This window comes from Micromonospora rifamycinica (genome assembly GCF_900090265.1).
Taxonomy (GTDB): Bacteria; Actinomycetota; Actinomycetes; order Mycobacteriales; family Micromonosporaceae; genus Micromonospora; species Micromonospora rifamycinica.
In genome coordinates this window covers 3338645-3357647 of record NZ_LT607752.1, presented here as the reverse complement: position 1 = coordinate 3357647, position 19003 = coordinate 3338645, and the positions used below count along the sequence as shown (strand labels likewise).

9 protein-coding genes are annotated in these 19003 nt (G+C 72.0%); 3 read left to right on the top strand and 6 right to left on the bottom strand.

Annotated elements, in window-relative coordinates; genetic code table 11:
- Positions 1 to 86 precede the first annotated feature (86 nt).
- Both GA0070623_RS13605 and purE read left to right on the top strand, forming a co-directional pair.
- Positions 87 to 1247 carry a 5-(carboxyamino)imidazole ribonucleotide synthase gene (locus tag GA0070623_RS13605; RefSeq protein ID WP_067314165.1) on the top strand — a complete coding sequence of 387 codons (1161 nt, stop codon included), beginning with the start codon at positions 87 to 89 and terminating at the stop codon, positions 1245 to 1247.
- Entirely contained in the window at positions 1244 to 1735 is a 492-nt protein-coding gene (purE, locus tag GA0070623_RS13600; protein WP_067314163.1) for a 5-(carboxyamino)imidazole ribonucleotide mutase, read from the top strand. Before GA0070623_RS13605 ends, purE begins: the two co-directional genes overlap by 4 nt.
- A gap of 139 nt (positions 1736 to 1874) precedes the next feature.
- Here the strand turns inward: purE and GA0070623_RS13595 are convergent, their stop codons facing one another.
- Together GA0070623_RS13595 and GA0070623_RS13590 are read right to left on the bottom strand one after the other, a co-directional pair.
- The gene (locus tag GA0070623_RS13595; RefSeq protein WP_067314161.1) at positions 1875 to 6764 is read right to left on the bottom strand and encodes an SCO7613 C-terminal domain-containing membrane protein; all 4890 of its coding nucleotides are present in this window, start codon (positions 6762 to 6764) and stop codon (positions 1875 to 1877) included.
- Positions 6765 to 6919: 155 nt separating this feature from the next.
- Positions 6920 to 8347 carry a UDP-glucose dehydrogenase family protein gene (locus GA0070623_RS13590; protein ID WP_067314160.1) on the bottom strand — a complete coding sequence of 476 codons (1428 nt, stop codon included), beginning with the start codon at positions 8345 to 8347 and terminating at the stop codon, positions 6920 to 6922.
- A gap of 248 nt (positions 8348 to 8595) precedes the next feature.
- On the opposite strand from GA0070623_RS13590, the gene GA0070623_RS13585 reads away from it, so the two are divergent.
- On the top strand, positions 8596 to 9759 hold the full coding sequence (locus tag GA0070623_RS13585; RefSeq protein ID WP_089004043.1) for an acyl-CoA dehydrogenase family protein: 1164 nt from the start codon (positions 8596 to 8598) through the stop codon (positions 9757 to 9759).
- Between the two features lie 46 nt (positions 9760 to 9805).
- Here GA0070623_RS13585 and GA0070623_RS13580 read toward each other — a convergent pair whose 3' ends face one another.
- The 4 genes from GA0070623_RS13580 to GA0070623_RS13565 all read right to left on the bottom strand — a co-directional run bounded on the left by GA0070623_RS13580 (position 9806) and on the right by GA0070623_RS13565 (position 18574).
- A complete protein-coding gene (locus GA0070623_RS13580) occupies positions 9806 to 11521 on the bottom strand; it encodes an ATP-binding protein (protein ID WP_197700070.1) in 1716 nt (571 codons plus the stop codon).
- Between the two features lie 106 nt (positions 11522 to 11627).
- Complete coding sequence (locus tag GA0070623_RS13575; protein WP_089004042.1) at positions 11628 to 13199, bottom strand: serine/threonine-protein kinase; 1572 nt, start codon at positions 13197 to 13199, stop codon at positions 11628 to 11630.
- 30 nt (positions 13200 to 13229) lie between these two features.
- Entirely contained in the window at positions 13230 to 16409 is a 3180-nt protein-coding gene (locus tag GA0070623_RS13570; RefSeq protein ID WP_067314415.1) for a type I restriction endonuclease subunit R, read from the bottom strand.
- On the bottom strand, positions 16406 to 18574 hold the full coding sequence (locus tag GA0070623_RS13565) for an AIPR family protein (RefSeq protein WP_067314412.1): 2169 nt from the start codon (positions 18572 to 18574) through the stop codon (positions 16406 to 16408). The genes GA0070623_RS13570 and GA0070623_RS13565 overlap by 4 nt, the downstream gene beginning before the upstream one ends.
- Between the last annotated feature and the right edge of the window lie 429 nt (positions 18575 to 19003).

The following is a 19003-nucleotide window of genomic DNA, read 5'->3' as shown; positions in this document are numbered from 1 at the left end:
CGGGCGGACAGGGACGGCCCGGCCGACGGGGACGGGGTGGCCCTCGGGTCGGCCGGTGGGGTCGGCCCGGATAGGCTGGCCGCGCTATGGACTCCCGTACCGGTCTGCCCGTCGTCGGCATGGTGGGTGGCGGCCAACTGGCCCGGATGACCCACCAGGCCGCCATCGCCCTCGGCCAGTCACTGCGCGTGCTGGCGCTCACCCCCGACGACGGTGCCGCGCTCGTCGCCGCCGACGTGCAGTTCGGCGACCACACCGACCTCGCCGCACTGCGCACCTTCGCCAAGGGCTGTGACGTGGTCACCTTCGACCACGAGCACGTCCCGACGGAGCACATCCGTGCCCTGGCCGCCGAGGGCGTGAAGCTGTTCCCGCCCGCCGACGCGCTGCTGCACGCCCAGGACAAGCGGGCCATGCGGGAACGGCTCGGCGCGTTGGGCGCCCCGAACCCCGCGTGGCGGCCGGTGGCCGACCCGGCGGACCTGCTCGCCTTCGGTGCGCAGCAGGGCTGGCCGGTGGTGCTCAAGGCGGCCCGGGGCGGCTACGACGGGCGCGGCGTCTGGCTGGTCGACGATGCCGGGCAGGCCGGCGAGCTGGCCGCCACCCTGCTCGCCGGGGGCACCTCGCTGATCGTCGAGGAGCGGGTGCCGCTGCGCCGGGAGCTGGCCGTGCAGGTGGCCCGCTCGCCTTTCGGGCAGGTCGCCGTCTACCCGGTGGTGGAGACGGTGCAGCGGGACGGGATCTGCGTCGAGGTGCTCGCCCCCGCGCCGGAGCTGCCGGAGGAGCTGGCGGTCGCCGCCCAGCAGCTCGCCATCGACCTGGCCACCGCGCTCGGGGTGGTCGGCCTGCTGGCGGTGGAGCTGTTCCAGACCGACGCCGGGCTGGTCGTCAACGAGCTGGCGATGCGTCCGCACAACTCCGGGCACTGGACCATCGAGGGGGCCCGCACCTCCCAGTTCGAGCAGCACCTGCGGGCGGTGCTCGACTACCCGATGGGGGACACCGCGCTGACCGCCCCGGTGGTGGTGATGGCGAACGTGCTCGGCGGCGAGCCGGGCGGGATCTCCCTCGACGAGCGGCTGCACCACCTCTTCGCCGCCGAACCGGGTGCCCGGGTGCACCTCTACGGCAAGCAGGTCCGACCGGGCCGCAAGATCGGGCACGTCACGGTGCTCGGCAACGACCTGGACGACGTACGGGAGCGGGCGGCGCGGGCCGCCCGTTGGCTGCGGGAGGGGCACGCGTGAGCACCGTCGGGCTGATCATGGGCAGCGACTCGGACTGGCCGGTGATGCGGGCCGCCGCCGAGACGCTGGACGAGTTCGGGGTGCCCTACGAGGTGGCGGTGGTCTCCGCGCACCGCACCCCGGTCAAGATGATCGACTACGGCCGGGACGCCGTGGACCGGGGGCTCAAGGTGATCATCGCGGGGGCCGGTGGTGCCGCCGCGCTGCCCGGCATGGTCGCCTCGGTCACCCCGTTGCCGGTGATCGGCGTACCGGTGCCGTTGAAGCACCTGGACGGGATGGACTCGCTGCTGTCCATCGTGCAGATGCCGGCCGGGATCCCGGTGGCCACCGTGTCGATCGGCAACGCCCGCAACGCCGGCCTGCTCGCGGTCCGCATCCTGGCCGCCACCGACCCGGCCCTGCTTGCCCGGATGGTCGCCTTCCAGGCCGACCTGGAGGATCTGGTCGCCGAGAAGGACGCCGCCCTCCGCGCCTCCCTGGCCTGACCCCAGCCCCGTGCCCGACCCGACCCCGGCCGGGCCGGGCCGCCCACGACAACGTGCCCCCCCCGGCCGGGCCGCCCCCGCCCACGACCACCCGGCCCACTGAGGCCGACCGCGTCCGACCCCGCCGTGACCCTCCGATTCACCTCATGGCACGCAGTGCCATCTGCAACCGGTCCTGGGTGCGACGGCGGCGTTCGTTGCTCGCCCCGAGCACCAGCAGCACCAGGCCGACCGGGATGAGCACCAGCCACGGCCCCAGGCTGAACAGGGCGTGCACCGCCGCGACCGCGGTCACCGCCGCGCCGACGATCACCGGGGCCTGTTGCCGGCTGATCGAGCCGAACACCAGCACCGCCACCGCGCCGAGTAGCAGCAGCACCTGGCGCAGCATGCTGGAGTCGGTGGCCAGCACGATCGCCAGGGTCGGCACGAACGCCGCGACCAGCGCCGGGCCGTACGCCACCCAGCTGGACAGGTCCGGGCGGTCGCGCAGCTCCAGCAGGCCGACCAGCAGGGCGAGCGCCGCGAACGGCAGCGTGTACGCCTCCGGCAGCGCCACGTCGGCGACCCGCATCAGGATCCACCAGGCGACGATCTCGCAGGCCACCACGGCCCAGAAGAGGATCCGCCGCTCCACCGGTCGCCGCCCCGGTCGGGTGGCGGCCACCCCGAGCACGGCGCCCCAGGCGGCGAGCAGGGCGGCGATGTGCCGGGGCGAGTCGAAGGCCAGAGCCAGGGCGATGAGGGCGGCGGCGTAACCGCTCCACTCGACCGTGGCGGCCTCCCGGTACGCCTCCGGCCGGCGCAGCCGGGGCAGCCGCGCGGCGAGGACCTGCAACACCGCGCCCACGGCGAGCACCCCGAACGCCGACCAGACCGCCGGGAACCCGGCCACCAGGCCGACGGTGAGCACGAAGAGCTGCGCCATCAGCGAGGCGAACAGCCAACCGAGGACGCGCGCCCGGCCGGTGGTGCCGAAGAGCGCGGCGACCGCCCCGACACCGACCGCGCCACCCAGGGTGAACAGGGTCAGCCCCTCGCTGGCGAGGCTGCCGGCGAGTCCCGCGCCGCCGGCGGCCAGCCCGATCGCGAAGACCAGCACCCGGGCCAGCCGCAGCGACCGGGCGCGCTCGGCCAGCGGCGGCGGCGGGGTCAGCGCCAGCCCCAGCATCGAGATGGTGAACACGGCGAGGGCGGCCAGGGCGTTCTGCGGCCAGGCCATGCCCAGGGCGATCGGCGTGATCAGCAGGGTGACCGCGAGGCCGGGCAGCACCACCGGCACCGCCCGGGAACGGCGGCCACCGCTGAGGCCGGTGGCGGCCAGCGCGGCGGTGGCGGTGAGCAGCAGGGCGGTGAGCACGTGCGTCGGGTCGACCAGCTCCGGCGGCGGGGTGCGCAGCTGCGGCGGCGGCCCCTGCCAGACGTGGGCGAGCATCCGGTGCGGCTCGACCAGCGCCACGACGAGCAGCGGCGCGAGGGAGAACAGCGCCAGCACGGTGGGCACCGCCGCGGCGGCGAGCGCCCCGGCGGCGGGGCTGACCCGCCAGCGCCGCTGCGTGCCGTCGTCCGGCAGCCGGCGCAGCGCGCCGTCGAGCAGGACCGTCCAGCGGCGGGTCGGCTGGGCGGACCCGACCGGCGGCACGGTCGCCGCCCGGACCAGCTCGGCGAGGACACCGAGCAGGGCCGCGGCGGCGGCGAACACCCCGGACGGGAGGTCGACGAAGATGGCGGCCAGGGCGCTGACGGTGGCCCCACCGGCGATGGCCGCGCTCGCGTACGGCAGATACTGCGGGACCTGCCGGCGGACGGCGGCCACGGCGGCGAGCCCGAAGCTGGACGCGGCCAGCGCGGCGGTCAGCACCACCTGGGCCGAGTGGCCGAACTCGGCGGCCAGGGCGGCCACCGCGCCGGGGAGGGTGAGCAGCGCGGCGGCGGTCGCCAGGCCACCGATCTGCACCAGGTGCGGCGGCATCCCCTCGGTCTCGACGTCCTCCACCAGCGAGGGGGCGAGCGACCGGGCCACCGCCGCCACGGTCAGGCCGATCAGCGCGATGCCCCCCAGGGCGAGCGCGGTGGTCCACGGGCGCACCAGCCCGGCCCCGGCGGCGTGCAGCGCGACCACCCCGGCGACGGCGGCCCGGGAGACCCCGGCACGCGGGTCGGCGGAAGCGACCGCGGCCATCCCGAAGACGGTGGCGACGGTCAACCCCACCAGGACCGGCGACCACCAGGGCAGGTCGAAGGCGGCCGGCACGCCGACGGTGGCCAGCACCGCGCCGACGCCCGCCACGTCGTACCGCCAGGGGGCCGGGAGCAGGATCGCGGCGGCCAGCGCGAGCAGCGCCAGCGCGACGGGGGCCTGCCAGGCCGAGCCGCCGGTCGGCGCGGCCGGCCAGCCGGTGAGGTCGCCGGCCCAGATCGGCCCCGGGGTGGCCAGCACGCCCACCCCGCCGCGCAGCGCCGACCAGCCGGCCAGCACCCCGATCAGGGCGGCGCCCACGGCGATGCCGAGCACCGGCCCGCGCCGCCACTCCTCGGGCATCGCCCGGGCGGCGACGGCGACCACCAGCACCAGCACGGCGGCCACCGCGAGCTGTCCGCCGGGGGAGATCACCGCGGTGATCCGCACCAGGGTGGCGATCAGCGCGGTGGTGACGGCGGCGGCGGCCAGGTCGGCACCGTCGAACGCCAGATCCGAGGGGCGACGCGCGTCGATCCGTCCGGCGAAGAGCAGCAGCAGGGTGGCGATCAGCACCAGCCCACCGAGCCAGGCGTCGGCGGCGGTCCGGCCCGGGGCGAAGAAGGCGGCCCCGATCACCGCCAACGCGCCCAGCCCGGTGCCGACGGCGTGCGGCAGGCTCAGGTGCCGCTGCGACACCTGCATCATCGCCGCGTAGCCGAGGGTGACGCAGACGGCCAGGAAGCTCGCCGCCAGGATCGGCACCGTCAGTTCCCGGAGCACCCCGGGGGTGAGCACCGGCCCGGACGGCTCGGTGGCCGCGACGAACGCGGCGACCGCGCCGGGCAGCGCGAACGCCGCCCCGCCGGCCGCCCACCCGGAGACGACGTCGGCGGCGGCCGGGGCGATCCGCACCCGGGGCGCGAGCGCCACGAGCACCCCCGCCAGCATCAGCACCGCCAGCGCGGCGGCCGTCACCGACGGCCGGCTCAGCGCGGCACCGGCCCCGACGAAGCCGACCGCGGTGGCGGTGCCGGCGTGCACCACGGCCGCCCGTGTCGTGCCGGCGGAGAGCCCGGCGACGCCGATCGCGACCGCCGCCAGCACCATCGGCCAGGGGGCCGCCACCGCGCCCAGGCCCAACGAGGCGGGTACGGCCAGCGCGGTCAACCCCGCGCCGACCACCGCGAACTCGCGGCGGATCTCCGGCGGCAGGGCCAGCACCGCCGCGACGGTGAGCAGCAGGGCGCTGGCGGCGAGCTGCCCGGCGGACGGACCGGCCGTCGCCGCGACCTCGGCGGGGAACCGGGACAGGTCGGCCCGCCAGGCCGGCAGCGCCGCCTGCACCGGTGCCAGCCCGGCCCGCAGCGCACCACCGGCCACCACCAGGCCGCTGACGGTCAGCGCGGCGGCGGAGGCGAGCTGCGGCCCACGCCGGGCGGCTTCCGGTACGGCCCGCACGGCCAGCCCGGTCAGCGTGATGACCGCGGCGATCAGCAGCAGCGCCCGGCCCGGGAAGGCCACCGCGGCGATCCGGCCCAGCGCGCCGATCACGGCGAGGGTGAGGATGCCGGCCCCCACGTCCGGTAGTGGCGGGCGGCGCAGCAGCAGGGTGCCGGCCAGGGCCACCAGGGCGGCCAGCAGCAGCGCCGCGCCCGCCCCGGTGGCCGCCGGCACGGTCTGCACCCGCAGCAGGGCGGTGACCGCGTACGCCAGGGCGAGCGCCACCGCCACCCCGTGCAGCAGCCAGGTCGTCTCGGGCAGCCACGGCACCGGCCGGGAGCCGCCGGTCGGGTCGCCCGCCGTGCCGGCCAGCACCTCGGCCGACTCCTCGGGTGCCGCCTCCGGTCGGCCGTCGGGGTCGACCCGCTGCCGGGGCGCGGTGGGGCCGGCGGGCACGGAGTCCGGTCCGGCCGGTCGTTCCCGCATGATGCCGGAGCGGACCAGCCCGAGGTCGAGCACGGCCACCACGGTGAACACCACCGCCCAGCCGGTCGGGCCGTCGACCCACCCGTAGGCGAGCAGCGGCACCACGGGCTGGGCGGCCAGCACCGCCGCGAACCGGGGGGCGCGCAGCCCGGTGCCGACGGCGTAGGCGAGGGCGACGCCGGTGGTCAACGCGAAGATCATCCCGGAGAAGACCGCTCCGGAGGCGCCGATCCGGTCCACCGCCCAGAGCGCGTACCCGGCCAGCGGCACCAGCAGCAGGCCGACCGTGGAGATCGTCTCAGCGGTGGAGGTGAGCCCCCGCCTGGCCAGCACCGGCGGGGCGAGCAGCAGCAGGACGGTGGCGACCAGCAGGATGCCGAGCCGGGCCAGGGCGTCCATCGAGCTGGTCGCGACGGCGGCGAAGACCACCGCGGCGACCGCCAGCACCAGCGCGCCCAACCCGAGCGGGATGTTCTGCACCTCCCGGGAGGACGCCTCCGCCGGGTGTTCCGGGTTGTCCGCGCCCAGCCAGGTGGCCGTCCGGTACGGCGGTGGGAGCGGCGGCTCGTCCGGGCCGGCGGGGGTGCCCTGCCGGGGCACCTTCGGTGGTGCTCCGGTGGCGGCGGTCGGTGGTCGGCGGCCCGGCTTGCGGCGGAGCACCCGGCGCGGCCGGGTGGCCTGCTTGACGCGTTCCTCGCCGGCGTGGGCGAGGATGTCCCGCTGGAAGAGGGCGGCCTGCATCTTGGCGGCGATCTGCCGTTGCTCCCGGGCGATCTCCGCGTCGCGGGCCTTCATCTCCGCGATGGAGCGTTCGATCTCGGCCAGGTGTTCACGCCACTGCGGCTGCTCGGCCCCGCAGTTGGGGCAGCGGGCCGCCGGCTTGATCTGCCGCCCGCACGAGGAGCACTGGAAGTTCTCCACGACATCCCTCCACCCGGCCGGCCGCACTGTGGACGCCGTCCCTCACGCAGCATGCCCTGAGCGGGCGCGGATTTCGACACCTGCCACTCCGTTGGGGGCACAAAAACGCGCCGGTGCGGGGAGCGTCACCCCGTACCGGCGCGTCGCGGCCGACGTCAGGGGCGGCCCATCCCCCGGTACTCCCAGCCGGCCTGGGTCCACAGTGTCGCGTCGAGGCAGTTGCGGCCGTCGACGACCTTGCGACCGGCGGCCAGTTCACCGAGGACGACCGGGTCGGCGTTGCGGAAGTCGGCCCATTCGGTGAGCACGCAGACCAGGTCGGCACCGGACACCGCGTCGTTGATGCTGGCCTCGTAGCACAGCTCGGGGGCGATCCGGCGGGCGTTCTCGGTGCCCTGCGGGTCGTACACGTGCACGTCGGCGCCGGCCTTGGCGAGCAGCGCGGCGACCGCGAGCGCCGGGGCGTCGCGGACGTCGTCGGTGTTGGGTTTGAAGGTCGCGCCGAGCACCGCGATCCGGGTGCCGGAGAAGTCCGGGCCGGCCGGGCCGGAGCGGCGGCCGAGCAGGTCGGCGGCGAGCTGGAGGACCCGGGTCCGACGGCGCAGGTTGATCAGGTCCACCTCGTGCAGGAACCGCAGCGCCTCGCCGGCACCCAGCTCCTGGGCGCGGGCCTGGAAGGCGCGGATGTCCTTGGGCAGGCAGGCGCCGCCGAAGCCGAGACCGGCCTGGAGGAACCGGTTGCCGATCCGCGGGTCGTAGCCGATGGCGCGGGCGAGCTGGGTGACGTCGCCGCCGCTGGCCTCGCAGACCTCGGCCATCGCGTTGATGAACGAGATCTTGGTGGCCAGGAAGGCGTTCGCGGCGACCTTGACCAGCTCGGCGGTGGCGAAGTCGGTGACCACCAGCGGGACCTCCCGGTCCTCGGTGGCGGCCAGGTCGAAGACGCCCTTGTGGGCGGCGTAGAGCATGGCGTTGGCCCACTCGCTCTTGACGCCGACCACGATCCGGTTGGGGCGCAGCACGTCGTCGACGGCGAAGCCCTCCTGGAGGAACTCGGGGCTCCAGGCCACCTCGACGCCCAGGTCGTCCGGGGTGTGCTTGCCGACGAGCTGCTCCACCCACTCGGCGGTGCCGACCGGCACGGTGGACTTGCCGACGATCAGCGCCTTGCGGGTGAGCTGCTGGGCCAGGGCGGTCACCGAGGCTTCGACGTACGACAGGTCGGCGCCCATGCCGTCGGCCCGCTGCGGGGTGCCGACGCAGATGAAGTGCACGTCGCCGAAGGCGGCGGTCTCGGCGATGTCGGTCGAGAACCGCAGCCGGCCGGCGGCCAGGTTGCGCCGGAGCAGCTCGTCGAGGCCCGGCTCGTGAATCGGCACCTCGCCCGCGTTCAGCTTGGCGATCTTGTCGGCGTCGACGTCGAAGCCGAGGACCTCGTACCCCAGCTCGGCGTAGCAGATGGCGTACGTCGCGCCGAGGTAGCCGGTGCCCAGGAAGGTGACCCGGGGGCGCGGGGCGCCCGACGGGGGCGTCACGGGGGAGACTGTCGGCGCCGGCTGGATGGTGGGGTAGGGGATCGTCACGCCTGTCTTCTCCGCTCGCACTGGCGGCGCTTCACTGCGTCGCAATCGGCTGCGGCGCCTGGCCGGGCACCGATGGAAAACCTGTCGTCCTGTCAGCGTAGTTGTGCGCTTCCGAGACCCGCCCGGCGGTGATACTACCCGCCGGTAACGTGGACAGGGGTCACGATGGCTATCCTTCATCCTGCGGCAGTCGGCGGCCTCCGGACGTCACAGACTGCGCATGATAGCGGTGAAAGGGGAGGGCCGACATGGCCGCAGAACAGACGTTCGACGTCTACCGGTTGCCCGAGGAGCACGACGCGATCCGTGAGGCGGTTCGTGAGGTCTGTGCCGCGAAGGTGGCCCCGTACGCGGCCGAGGCCGACGAGTCCGGTGAGTTCCCCCGGGCGTCGTACGACGCGCTGCGGGCCGCGGACTTCCACGCCCCGCACATCCCCGAGGAGTACGGCGGTGCGGGGGCGGACGCTCTGGCCACCGCGATCGTGATCGAGGAGGTGGCCCGCGCCTGCGCCTCGTCGTCGCTGATCCCGGCGGTGAACAAGCTGGGCACGATGCCGTTGATCCTGGCGGGCTCGGAGGAGGTGAAGCGGCGGTACCTGACGCCGGTGGCGGCCGGGGAGGCGATGTTCTCGTACTGCCTGTCGGAGCCGGAGGCCGGCAGTGACGCGGCGTCGATGTCGACCCGGGCGGTGCGTGACGGTGATCACTGGGTGCTCAACGGGGTGAAGCGGTGGATCACCAACGCCGGGGTGTCGGAGTTCTACACCGTGTTCGCGGTGACCGACCCGGCGGCCCGCTCCCGGGGCATCTCGGCGTTCGTGGTGGAGAAGTCCGACCCGGGGGTCAGCTTCGGCGCTCCGGAGAAGAAGCTCGGCATCAAGGGCTCCCCGACCCGGGAGGTCTACCTCGACAACGTACGCATCCCCGCCGACCGGATCATCGGTGAGCCGGGGACCGGTTTCGGCACCGCGATGCGGACCCTGGACCACACCCGGGTCACCATCGCCGCGCAGGCGGTCGGCATCGCCCAGGGCGCCCTGGACTACGCCAAGGGGTACGTGCGGGAGCGTCAGCAGTTCGGCAAGGCGGTGGCGGAGTTCCAGGGCATCCAGTTCATGCTCGCCGACATGGGCATGAAGCTGGAGGCGGCCCGGCAGTTGACCTACACCGCCGCCGGGAAGTCCGAGCGCGGCGACGCGGACCTGACGTACTTCGGGGCGGCGGCGAAGTGTTTCGCCTCCGACGCGGCCATGGAGATCACCACCGACGCCGTGCAGCTCCTCGGCGGCTACGGCTACACCCGCGACTACCCGGTCGAGCGGATGATGCGCGACGCCAAGATCACCCAGATCTACGAGGGCACCAACCAGGTCCAGCGGATCGTGATGGCGAGGCAGCTCCTCAAGGACTGAGAGGCTGTGTTTGCGCAGCTGAAGGCGCCGATGTTGGCGCGCATCTCTATGCTGGGGATCCGACCCATCGGTATCGTCGTTTGGGGCTTCGCGCTGCTCCGACGGCGATGACGTCGTTAGCCCGGACCAGCGCGCGTAAATGGTTGAGGACGGCGGTGCGTGACAGTCCGGTGAGTTCGACGAGCTCCCCTGCTGTCGCTTCGCCCTGGATCCTGAGCGCCTCGCTGACGTCAGGCAGGAGGTTGGTGAAGAGGTCAGGCTCCCTGGCCCGACCGGCTGCTGCGGGATCGAGTACGTACTGTGCGTAGCGCCGTCCGCCCTCCTTTACGGCCAGTCCTTGGTCAACGAGATCCCGCAGGACCTGACCGGCAGCGATCCGGTCTACGCCCCATTGCCGCAGCATCTCGTTCGTGAGGTAGTTCTCGCGCAGCATCGCGAGGGCGATCTCATGCGCGGGTGTGGGCAAGTGTGCGTGCAGCCCGGCGATCCAGCGGCGAACTTCGGGATTGAGGAGTTCGGAGCGGGCCATGGTGACCACGAAGCTGGAGACGGAACTCCTGAAGTTCGGCCGTGGCAAGCCCCGGCGTCGTGCTACGGCGAGCATCGCGGGGATACCTGAAGACCGGTTTTCGGCGACGAGTTCGTTCGACGACGGCAGGTAGGTGTCTGCGAGGAGGCTCGCCAGGATGGCATTGCGCGACGACGAGATTCCTTCCTCGCCGAGCTCGTCGACGACGACGCCCCCGTAGAGGCCGCCTGGACTGCGGACGACAAGGCGGTCGGGGAACAGGTCAACCTTCACCTGGGTGCCTCTCGTCACGGGGCTGTAGTCGCGGTGCAGCAGGGCGTTGACGACCGCCTCGCGGACCGCTTCGAGCGGATACTCGACTTCATCCAGGCGTCCACCGTGATCGCTGATGACTGCGCGGACTGCGAGGCTGCGGCGGAGTACCGAAAGCGTGGTCTCGACCATTTCAGGGATGGAGCCCCGGACTGTCTGGTTGTCGAGGAACCTTACGCCGGAGGCCGGATCCGGGCTGTGCACGACCACCGAGACCATCAGCTGAGGGAAGTGCTGTTGCGGAAATTGCCCGTAGGTCAGAAGCCCGGCGAGCGTCAACGTCGATTCGGTTGTGGGCCCCGCCGTTATACCGAGCCGGTAGAGGACGGTGGCGTCGTCGGACTGTGCGAGCTTTGGGTATCCGGTCCGAATCCTCCGCAGCGTGCGGCGCACTGCCTCGTCGTCCAGGTCGTCCGCAGAGGTCCCGTCAACGGGTTCGCGGTCGTACATCGGTTGAGTTCGGGTGGCCGTGACCATAGCGATCTCTGCCTGAGTCATGTGGCGGTCGCCGTCACCCCCGCGTAGGTACGAGCCCCCGGAGATGCCTTGCGCGGTGACGTAGACCGGACGCTGGTCGGCCGGGGTGGGCGGTACCTCCGCGACCACCAATCGGTGCCCGTCGACCTCGACGATCTCGGTGCTGATGCGCAATGGGGGTGTGAGATCGTCTCGTGACATCTGCACCAGAGCGTTCCGTAGTCCGGCGGGATCGGTCAGCTCGACGAGGGTGAACCCGCTCTGCTCGTCGACCCCGAGCAGGATCGTCCCGCCCTCGGTGTTCGCAAAGGCGGAGAGGGTCTCGCGAACGGACTTCGGCAGCCCTTCGGCGGCCCGCTTCGCTTCGATACCTGAAGGCTCACCGCCTATCCGACGCAGAGTAGCGAGCATCTCGATTACGTCGTCAGCAATCACAGCACCCATGACATCACCGAACTTCGCACTTAGCAAGTGATGTGTTAAGTAGGTGTTAAGCTTCGCAGGGTTCAGGCCAGAGTCACGGAACTCATCGTCTGTTGCGCCAGCCCTGCTACCCGCCGCCGGTGAACCGGAGCCGGGCGAGCGCCTCGGCGACTTCCCGGGTCTCCTCGTGCCCCGGTCCGTAGACGACGCAGAGGTCGTCGTGCAGCGGCTGTAGCTCCGCCGCGGCCTCTGCGGCCTTCCCTTCGGAGAGCAGCAGCATGCCGATGCTGCGGCGTAGGTCGAGGGCGGTGGGGGAGGCGTCGCCCGAGGCGACACGTACGTGCCGCAGCACCTGCCGGAACTGGCGCAGGGCCGTGGTGGCCTGGCCGAGCTCCGCCCGGCAGTGGGCCGCCTGCCGGAGGCATTCCACCGCGTCCTCGCCGGTGGGGCCGGCGGTGCGGGCGTACGCGGCGGCGAGGGCGTCGAACTCCGGCAGCGCACGCCGGAAGTCCCCGCCGATGACGAGGATGGCGGCTCGTCGCGAGCGCAGCGCCAGCACCCGGGGGCTTTCGGCACCGAGCGCCGCGCTGGCGGGACCGATCACTCGATCGAGTACCTCCGCCGCCTGGGCGAAGCGTTCGTCGTCCAGCAGCTCGTCGGACTGCGCGACGGCCGCCTTGATCGCCTCTCGGACGCCGGTCCGCAGGATCGCCGCCGGGTGGGCGGTCGACATCGCACCGCGCGGCGTGGGAGCCGCCGGCTCGGGTCGGCGGCGTGGCGCGTTGGGCCGGCGGTACACCAGCGTCGGGTCGGGCACGGCGTCGGGCGCAGCCTCGGCGGCGGGCGGTGCCGTCCCTGGCAGGGGCAGGAAGGGCAGCAGCCGCTCGTAGACCCCGTAGGCGTCCGCCGGCCGGTCCTCGGGGGTCTTGACCAGCAGATCGAGGACGAGCTCCTCGATCGCCGCGGGCACGTCGGCGCGGAGCGTCCGCAGCGGTGGGGGCGGCTCGGTGACGTGCTGGTGCCACAGCTCGAAGTCGCTGCCGCCGGCGAAGACCGGTCGCCCGGCGAGGAGTTCGTGCAGGACACAGCCGAGGGCGTACAGGTCGCTCTGCGGGGTGATCCGCGCGTTCTGGATCTGCTCGGGCGGCATGTAGTGGTGGGTGCCGAGGGCGCTGCCGGCCGCCGTGAACCGGGTGACGTCGGTGCGCAGGATGGCGGCGATGCCGAAGTCGAGAAGCTTGACCGCCCCGTCGGCGGTGACCAGGACGTTCTCGGGTTTGAGGTCACGGTGCACGACGGGGATGGCATGGGCGTGGGAGAGCACCGTGCAGATCTGCGCGACGATCGCGGCGGCCCAGGTCACCGGTAGCGGCTGCCGCGGGTCGACGAAGGCCCGCAGGGCGGTGCCGCGGACGTACTCCATCACCAGGTAGAGCCGGTCGTAGGGCCGGTCGAGGACGGCGTCGTACACCTGGGGCACGCCGTGGTGCTGGATGCGTGCGGTGACGCGGGCCTCGCGGCGGAACCGCCTGGCCAGCTCTTCGGCCTGCTCGGAGGTGTGGACGGCGGCGGGGTGGATGAGTTTGATGGCGACCTCGCGGTCGAGGACGCCGTCGTAGCCGCGCCAGACCCGCCCCATGCCGCCGGAGCCGATCTCCTCGACCCGTTCGTACCGACCGGCGATCGGCTCCGCCCGCACGGCTACCCCCGTCTCCGCCCCGACCGTCGGTCAGGCCACGTCATCGTCGACGACCCCCTCCTGGCGGCGGATCAGCCGCCAGGCGGCGCTGCGGGCGCTGCGGTTGAGCGAGCTGCGGAAGTTCTGCTGCGGGTCGAAGTACCTGCGTCCCAGGTCGGCGGTGGAGTCGAAGTGGTCCATCATCTTGTCCTCGAAGACCGGGTCGAAGACATGGCCGAAGTTCTCTTCGTCATTGGCGACGGCGGCCAGCCGCACCTTCGGGTCGGCGAGCGCCTCGTGGAAGGGCTTGACGACGTCCTGCTCGGTGAACTCCGTGCCGTACCTGGCGTTGAACCTGTCGATGAGCTCCGAGAGCAGCGACTTCTCCGACTCCCTGGCACCGCCGGATCCGTCGCCGAAGCCCTTCATGTCGGCCGGCCCCTCCGGGACGAGACTGACGTCGTGCTCGCCGGTCATCTCCACCCGGAGATGGCTGAGGTCCACCTCGCCGATGTCCACACCGCCGTCCGCGCCGCGGGGCAGCCGGTTGAGCAGGTGCCGCCCGTACAGGTAGAGGCCCTCCAGTTCGTCGTCGGTGTACGGCACGATGCCGGAGAGGAAGCCGTACTTGCGGACGTAGTCGTTCAGGTCGGCGCGGAAGGTCTCGGCCGTGGCCTGGTCGTCCTCGTCGTCGCTGTCGAGCAACGCGGTGAAACGGGCGACGGCCGGGTCCAGGTGCCGGTACAGCTCGGCGTGCAGCTTCGTCCACGTGGCCGGGTTGCCGGCGGCCTGCTCGTCGGCGGCCAGCCAGGCCGCGGCGAAGGCGAGTATCTCCTCGTCGACGAGGAGGTCCGCGGACATGACCCGGCTCTGGGCGGTGTAGAGCAGGTTGGGGTCCGAGGGCAGGGTGGCGGCTTCCTCGAAGTACGGGCGGAAGGCCTCCCTGATGTCCTCGGCGTCGTTGACGAAGTCCAGCACCGCCAGGTCGGACTGGCTCTTGGTGTCGGCGGTGCGGTTGAGCCGGGACAGGGTCTGCACGGCGGCGATGCCGGTCAGCGTCTTGTTGACGTACATCGTGGTGAGCAGCGGCTGGTCGAAGCCGGTCTGGTACTTCTCGGCGACCACCAGGATCCGGTACTCGCGCTGCCCGGCCCCGCCGGCCTGGGCGGCCCTGTCGTCGGCACGCGTGTAGGCGAACGCCTTCGGTAGGGCGCTCTCGGGCAGTCCGCCGTTCTCCTTCGCCTCGGTGATCTCCTCGCCGTCGTAGGTGAGGGTGCCGGAGAAGGCGACCAGGACGCCCGGGTCGGCGTACCCGAGGTCGCCGATGTGCTTCTTGATCGACCGGGCCATCTGCACGGCCTGCGGTCGGCCCGCGGTGACCACCATGGCCTTGGCCCGGCGGCCGAGCCGGCCGGCGGTGTGTGTGCGGAAGTGCTCGACGATCACCTGTGCGTGCTGGGCGACCGTCGAGTCGTGGGTCAGCGCGTACCGGGCCAGCAGGGGGTTCGCCTTGGCCCGGTCGACCTTCCGCTCGTCGGGGTTGCCGTTGACGAGCTTCCAGTAGGTGGCGTAGGTGACGTAGTTGCGCAGCGGGTCGAGGATGAAGCCCTCCTCGATGGCCTGCCGCATCGAGTAGGTGTGGAACGGGTGGAACTTCCCGTCCGTGCCGAGCGTGCCGAAGTCCAGCAGGGTCTTGTGCTTCGGCGTGGCGGTGAACGCGAAGTAGGAGAGGTTGGCGGCCCGTTGCCGCTGCTGTGCCTTGGCCTTCAGCCTGGCCCTGGTGTCCGCCGGTGCGACGGCGCTGGTCGCGCCCGGATCTCCGGAGTCGGGGTCCAGGCCCAGGTCGCGGAGCACCTCACGGACGGAGCCGGCCGCGTCGCCGGACTGGGACGAGTGCGCCTCGTCGATGACGATGGCGAACCGTCGGCCCTGGATCTCGGTCGGGTTCTGCTTGAGGTAGTCCCGCAGCGCCGGAAACGTGTGCAACGTGACGGTGACGATCTTGCCGGTCTCGCGGGACAGCGCCCTGGCGAGTCGCTCCGACTTCGCCTCCTGGGCGTCGTCGATCGGGACCACGATTCCTGCGGTCTGCTCGAAGCTGCCGACCGTCGCGCGGAGCTGGGAGTCGAGGTTCCGGCGGTCGGTGATGATGATGATCTTGTCGAAGACGGGCGAGCCGGGCTGCAGGCCGGCCCGCACCGCGTCGGGGTCCAGCTCGGCCACGTCGCGGCTCGTGTGCAGCGACGAGAGGCGGTGGCTGAGCCAGGCGATGGTGTTCGACTTCCCCGACCCCGCCGAGGCCATGATCAGGTAGTTGTGCCCGGCCCCGTGCCGTGCCGCGTGCGCCGCGAGCTTCCTGACGGCATGCCACTGGTGGTAACGCGGAAAGATCAAGGACTTTCGGGTACGCCCGTCCGCACCCTTCTCCCGGTGCAGGTGGACGAAGCGCTCCAGCAGGTCGAGCCAGTTGTCCGGCTGCCAGATCTCCTCCCACAGGTAGGAGGTGGCGTACTTCCCGTACTCGGTGGCCGGCGGGTTGCCCTTGCCGCCCGGCCGACCCGGGCCTTCCGAGCCGGTGTCGAAGGGCAGGAACCGGGTCGGCTTGCCGCGCAGCCGGGTGGTGACGAAGACCCGGTCGGGGTCGACGGCGAAGTTGGCGATCACCCGGCGGGAGAAGATCAGCTCGGCCGGATCCCGCTCGAGCCGGTACTGCTCCTTGGCATGCTCGACCCCCGAGCCGGTCAGCGGGTTCTTGAGCTCCGCGGTGGCCACCGGGATGCCGTTGAGGAACAGGGTCAGATCCAGCCGGTTGCCCCGGTCGGACTGCTTGGTGGCGTACGCCAGCTCCCGCACCACTGTCAGCCGGTTGCGCCGGTAGTCGGCGAGGATCCCGTCCGACTCCACGAACGACGGCCTGAAGTACGCGACCCGGATCCGTACGCCGTGATCCTTCACGCCCTTGCGCAGCACGTCGAGCAGCCCGTCGGTGGCGATCGCCTGGTCGAGGCGCTTGACGAAGCCGCGCTGTGCGGCGTCCCGGTCCCCGCCGTAGAAGGTGACCAGGTCCTCCCACTCGGCGGCCTGGGTCGCGCCGATGAAGGCGAAGAGCCGCCCGGTGTCCAGGCCGAGGTCGGGGCGGTAGTCGGCCGGGTCGCCGATCTCCCATCCGGCGGCGAGCAGGGCGGCGACGATCGCGTCACCGAACTTCGACTCGTGGTGCGCGGCGCTCATCCTTCCTCGTCCCCCTCGCCGAGGTCACCGTCGTTGCGGGTGTCCAGGGCAAGCCTCCACAGGGACTGCCCCTCCGCGACGAACCACCGGAGGGGCCCTTGGGCGGCGACCGGTGCCTTGCCCCACTCGGCCAACTGCCACATCTTCTGCACCAGCCCGGAGGGGGAGTAGCGCTTCCCGTCGGCGGCCCAGAGAATCGGTCGTACCCGTTGGTTGACCCACGTCGCGGCCCCGCGACTCGGGTCGGCGGCGAGCCAGTCGGCCATCGCGTCCCGCTCGGCCTGGCTGATCGCCCGGAACGTCAGCGGCGTGCCCTCGGCGAGCCGGTTGGCATCGACCAGGGTGGGTACGGTGTTGCGCCGACGCTGCCTCGGGACGTTGCGCACCGGGCGGTATTCCGCCGGCAGCTCAGGGACCGGGGCGCCGCTGCGCAGGTCTCTCAGGACCAGGCCCACGAGGGTACGGCAGGGCTCGGGTTCGGTGAGCGTGGTGGACACCAGTTGCTTCTTGAACTCGGCATCGACGTGATGAACGAGCCAGTCGACGGCCCGTTCGACCGCCTGGGGCACCTGGCCCAGGACCGCATCCCAGTCGGTGTCGGGCTCGTCGATGCCGTCGAGGTCGAGGTATTGGAAGACGATGTGTGCGATCAGCCGGTTTCCGCGCTCCACTATCGCTTCGGCCCGTGCCTGCCGGTTCTTCGCGGTGCGTTGGAGCGTGGCGTCGACCTCCCGCAGGATGAGGACGCTGCGCCAGATCTGGTAGGCGGAAGGTTGATCCTGCGCGTTGAACAACAGGTGGTAGGCGCCCTGGGTTCCCTCCTCCCACAGCAGTTCCGCGCCGAGCTTGGCCCGGACCGCGAGGTCGGAGTTCCGGTGCGCGCAGGCCAGCGCGGTGGCGGCGACCTCCACCGAGCAACCACTGCTTTCCGGGGTGGGCTCCGGTTCACCGCGCTTGAGCGTGTACGCCTTCTGAAGCGAGAGTAGGAAGTCCTGTTTGATGCGCCGCTGCACCGGGTCGAGGGCGACGAAGTCCCGCCGCTCGACCCGGTTCTGCGTGTTCGTCGCGGTGGTCACCGCGTCGGCGAAGTCCGGTGGGCAGTTCTTGAGCGAGATGACCCGGACGGTCACGTGACCGTCGGCGACGGCCTCGGGAGCCTTCCGGAACGCCCGGTGGATCGCGTGGACGGTCTGTGCACCGTTCACCACGCTGGCCCCGTCCAGCTGGAGGGTGACCGGCGACCGCTTCGCCGCCCGCTGGAAGTACTCGGGATTCACCGTGTCGCAGAGGACCGTGATCCCGTTGTTGAAGAACCAGAAGTTGTGCGGGTCGGCGGTCAGCGTGTCGATCAGACCCTGATTGACCTGCGTGATGCCGAGCGGCTTGCGGATGTTGCGGGCGAAGAGGCGGTCTTCGTGGGCCTCGTACCACTCGGCGATGTCGGCGACCGAGACGATTCCCTGGAACGCCTCGTACGGTTCGACGACCCTGATCCAGTCGTGCATCCTGGCGGTCAGCGGGATGGGCGGCTCGGCGAAGTCGTTGCGGACCACCTCCCAGATGTCGCGGGCCAGGTAGACGCGTCGGCTGAGCATGTTGCCGAACTGGTTGAACTCTTCCTGGGCGTCGGAGAGCCGCTGGAGGACGTCGGCCGCGAGCGGTTCGGTCCGCATCACGGTCGGGACCAGGGTGATCTTCGAGCCCCGGTTGCTGAGCACGGCGACCACCTGGTCCGCGATGCTCTGGAACCGGGCGTTGAACCTGTCGAACTGCCGTCCGTCGATGTGCCGAAGCCCCTCGACGAACTTGAGTGCGTCGCCGACGACGAACTTCCCTCTGCCGCTGTCGCTCCACTTGGACTGGACCAGCCAGAGGTGCGATGCGTTCTTGTCGATGGCGACCGCATCGATGCCGATGTCGTCCCGGCCGTCGATGACGGCGTCGGCGGCGGCGGCCGAGTCGCAGCCCGTCAGGTCGCGGACTGTCAGGGCGGCCAGTGCCCTCGACAGGAATGCCTGCTCGCGATCGACTGCCGACTTGTTGGCGAGATCCTCGACGTCGATCAGCCCGTCGAACTCCCGCAGCAGGGCACTGCGGACCTGTTGGACCTGGGTCTTCGGGGCCGTCTCGTAGGACGACGCACCAGCCGCGGGCGTTCCGCTCATCCGACTACCTCACTGCCGATCTTCACCGTCATCGCAGCATGCCGCCTCCGAGGCCCAGCCTCGCCACCTCTTCAGCACGGTGGACGGCAATGCCCCGTTGCCGGGCTGAGCCCGTCACACGCGGCGGGAAGCGCCGAGATCGAGCGAGAAGCTGATCTTGGCCGGCATGCGTCACCCATCGTAGCCGTCCTGGTCGGTCCGTCGGGCTGACCAGAGATCGCTTCACGTGACGGGAGGAGTGACGGACCGCATCGGCGCAGCTCAGTGCCGCCGACGTCACGCCCGGTCCGGGAGAGCACGCCCCGGCGAGTCAGATATCCGATCAGTCCGCGACAGCAGAGGCATGGCCACCGTGCACGGACGCGGGGATCACGACCTCCGGGGGCCGGGCCGGGCGGTAGTACGCCGAATGGCGCCCACCCGATGCCG

Excerpts from the sequence above, each read along its gene's own strand:
- GA0070623_RS13605 (WP_067314165.1), top strand. The coding sequence starts at position 87 with ATGGACTCCCGTACCGGTCTGCCCGTCGTCGGCATGGTGGGTGGCGGC.
- GA0070623_RS13585 (WP_089004043.1), top strand. The coding sequence starts at position 8,596 with ATGGCCGCAGAACAGACGTTCGACGTCTACCGGTTGCCCGAGGAGCAC.
- GA0070623_RS13580 (WP_197700070.1), bottom strand. The coding sequence starts at position 11,521 with ATGGGTGCTGTGATTGCTGACGACGTAATCGAGATGCTCGCTACTCTG.
- GA0070623_RS13570 (WP_067314415.1), bottom strand. The coding sequence starts at position 16,409 with ATGAGCGCCGCGCACCACGAGTCGAAGTTCGGTGACGCGATCGTCGCC.
- GA0070623_RS13565 (WP_067314412.1), bottom strand. The coding sequence starts at position 18,574 with ATGAGCGGAACGCCCGCGGCTGGTGCGTCGTCCTACGAGACGGCCCCG.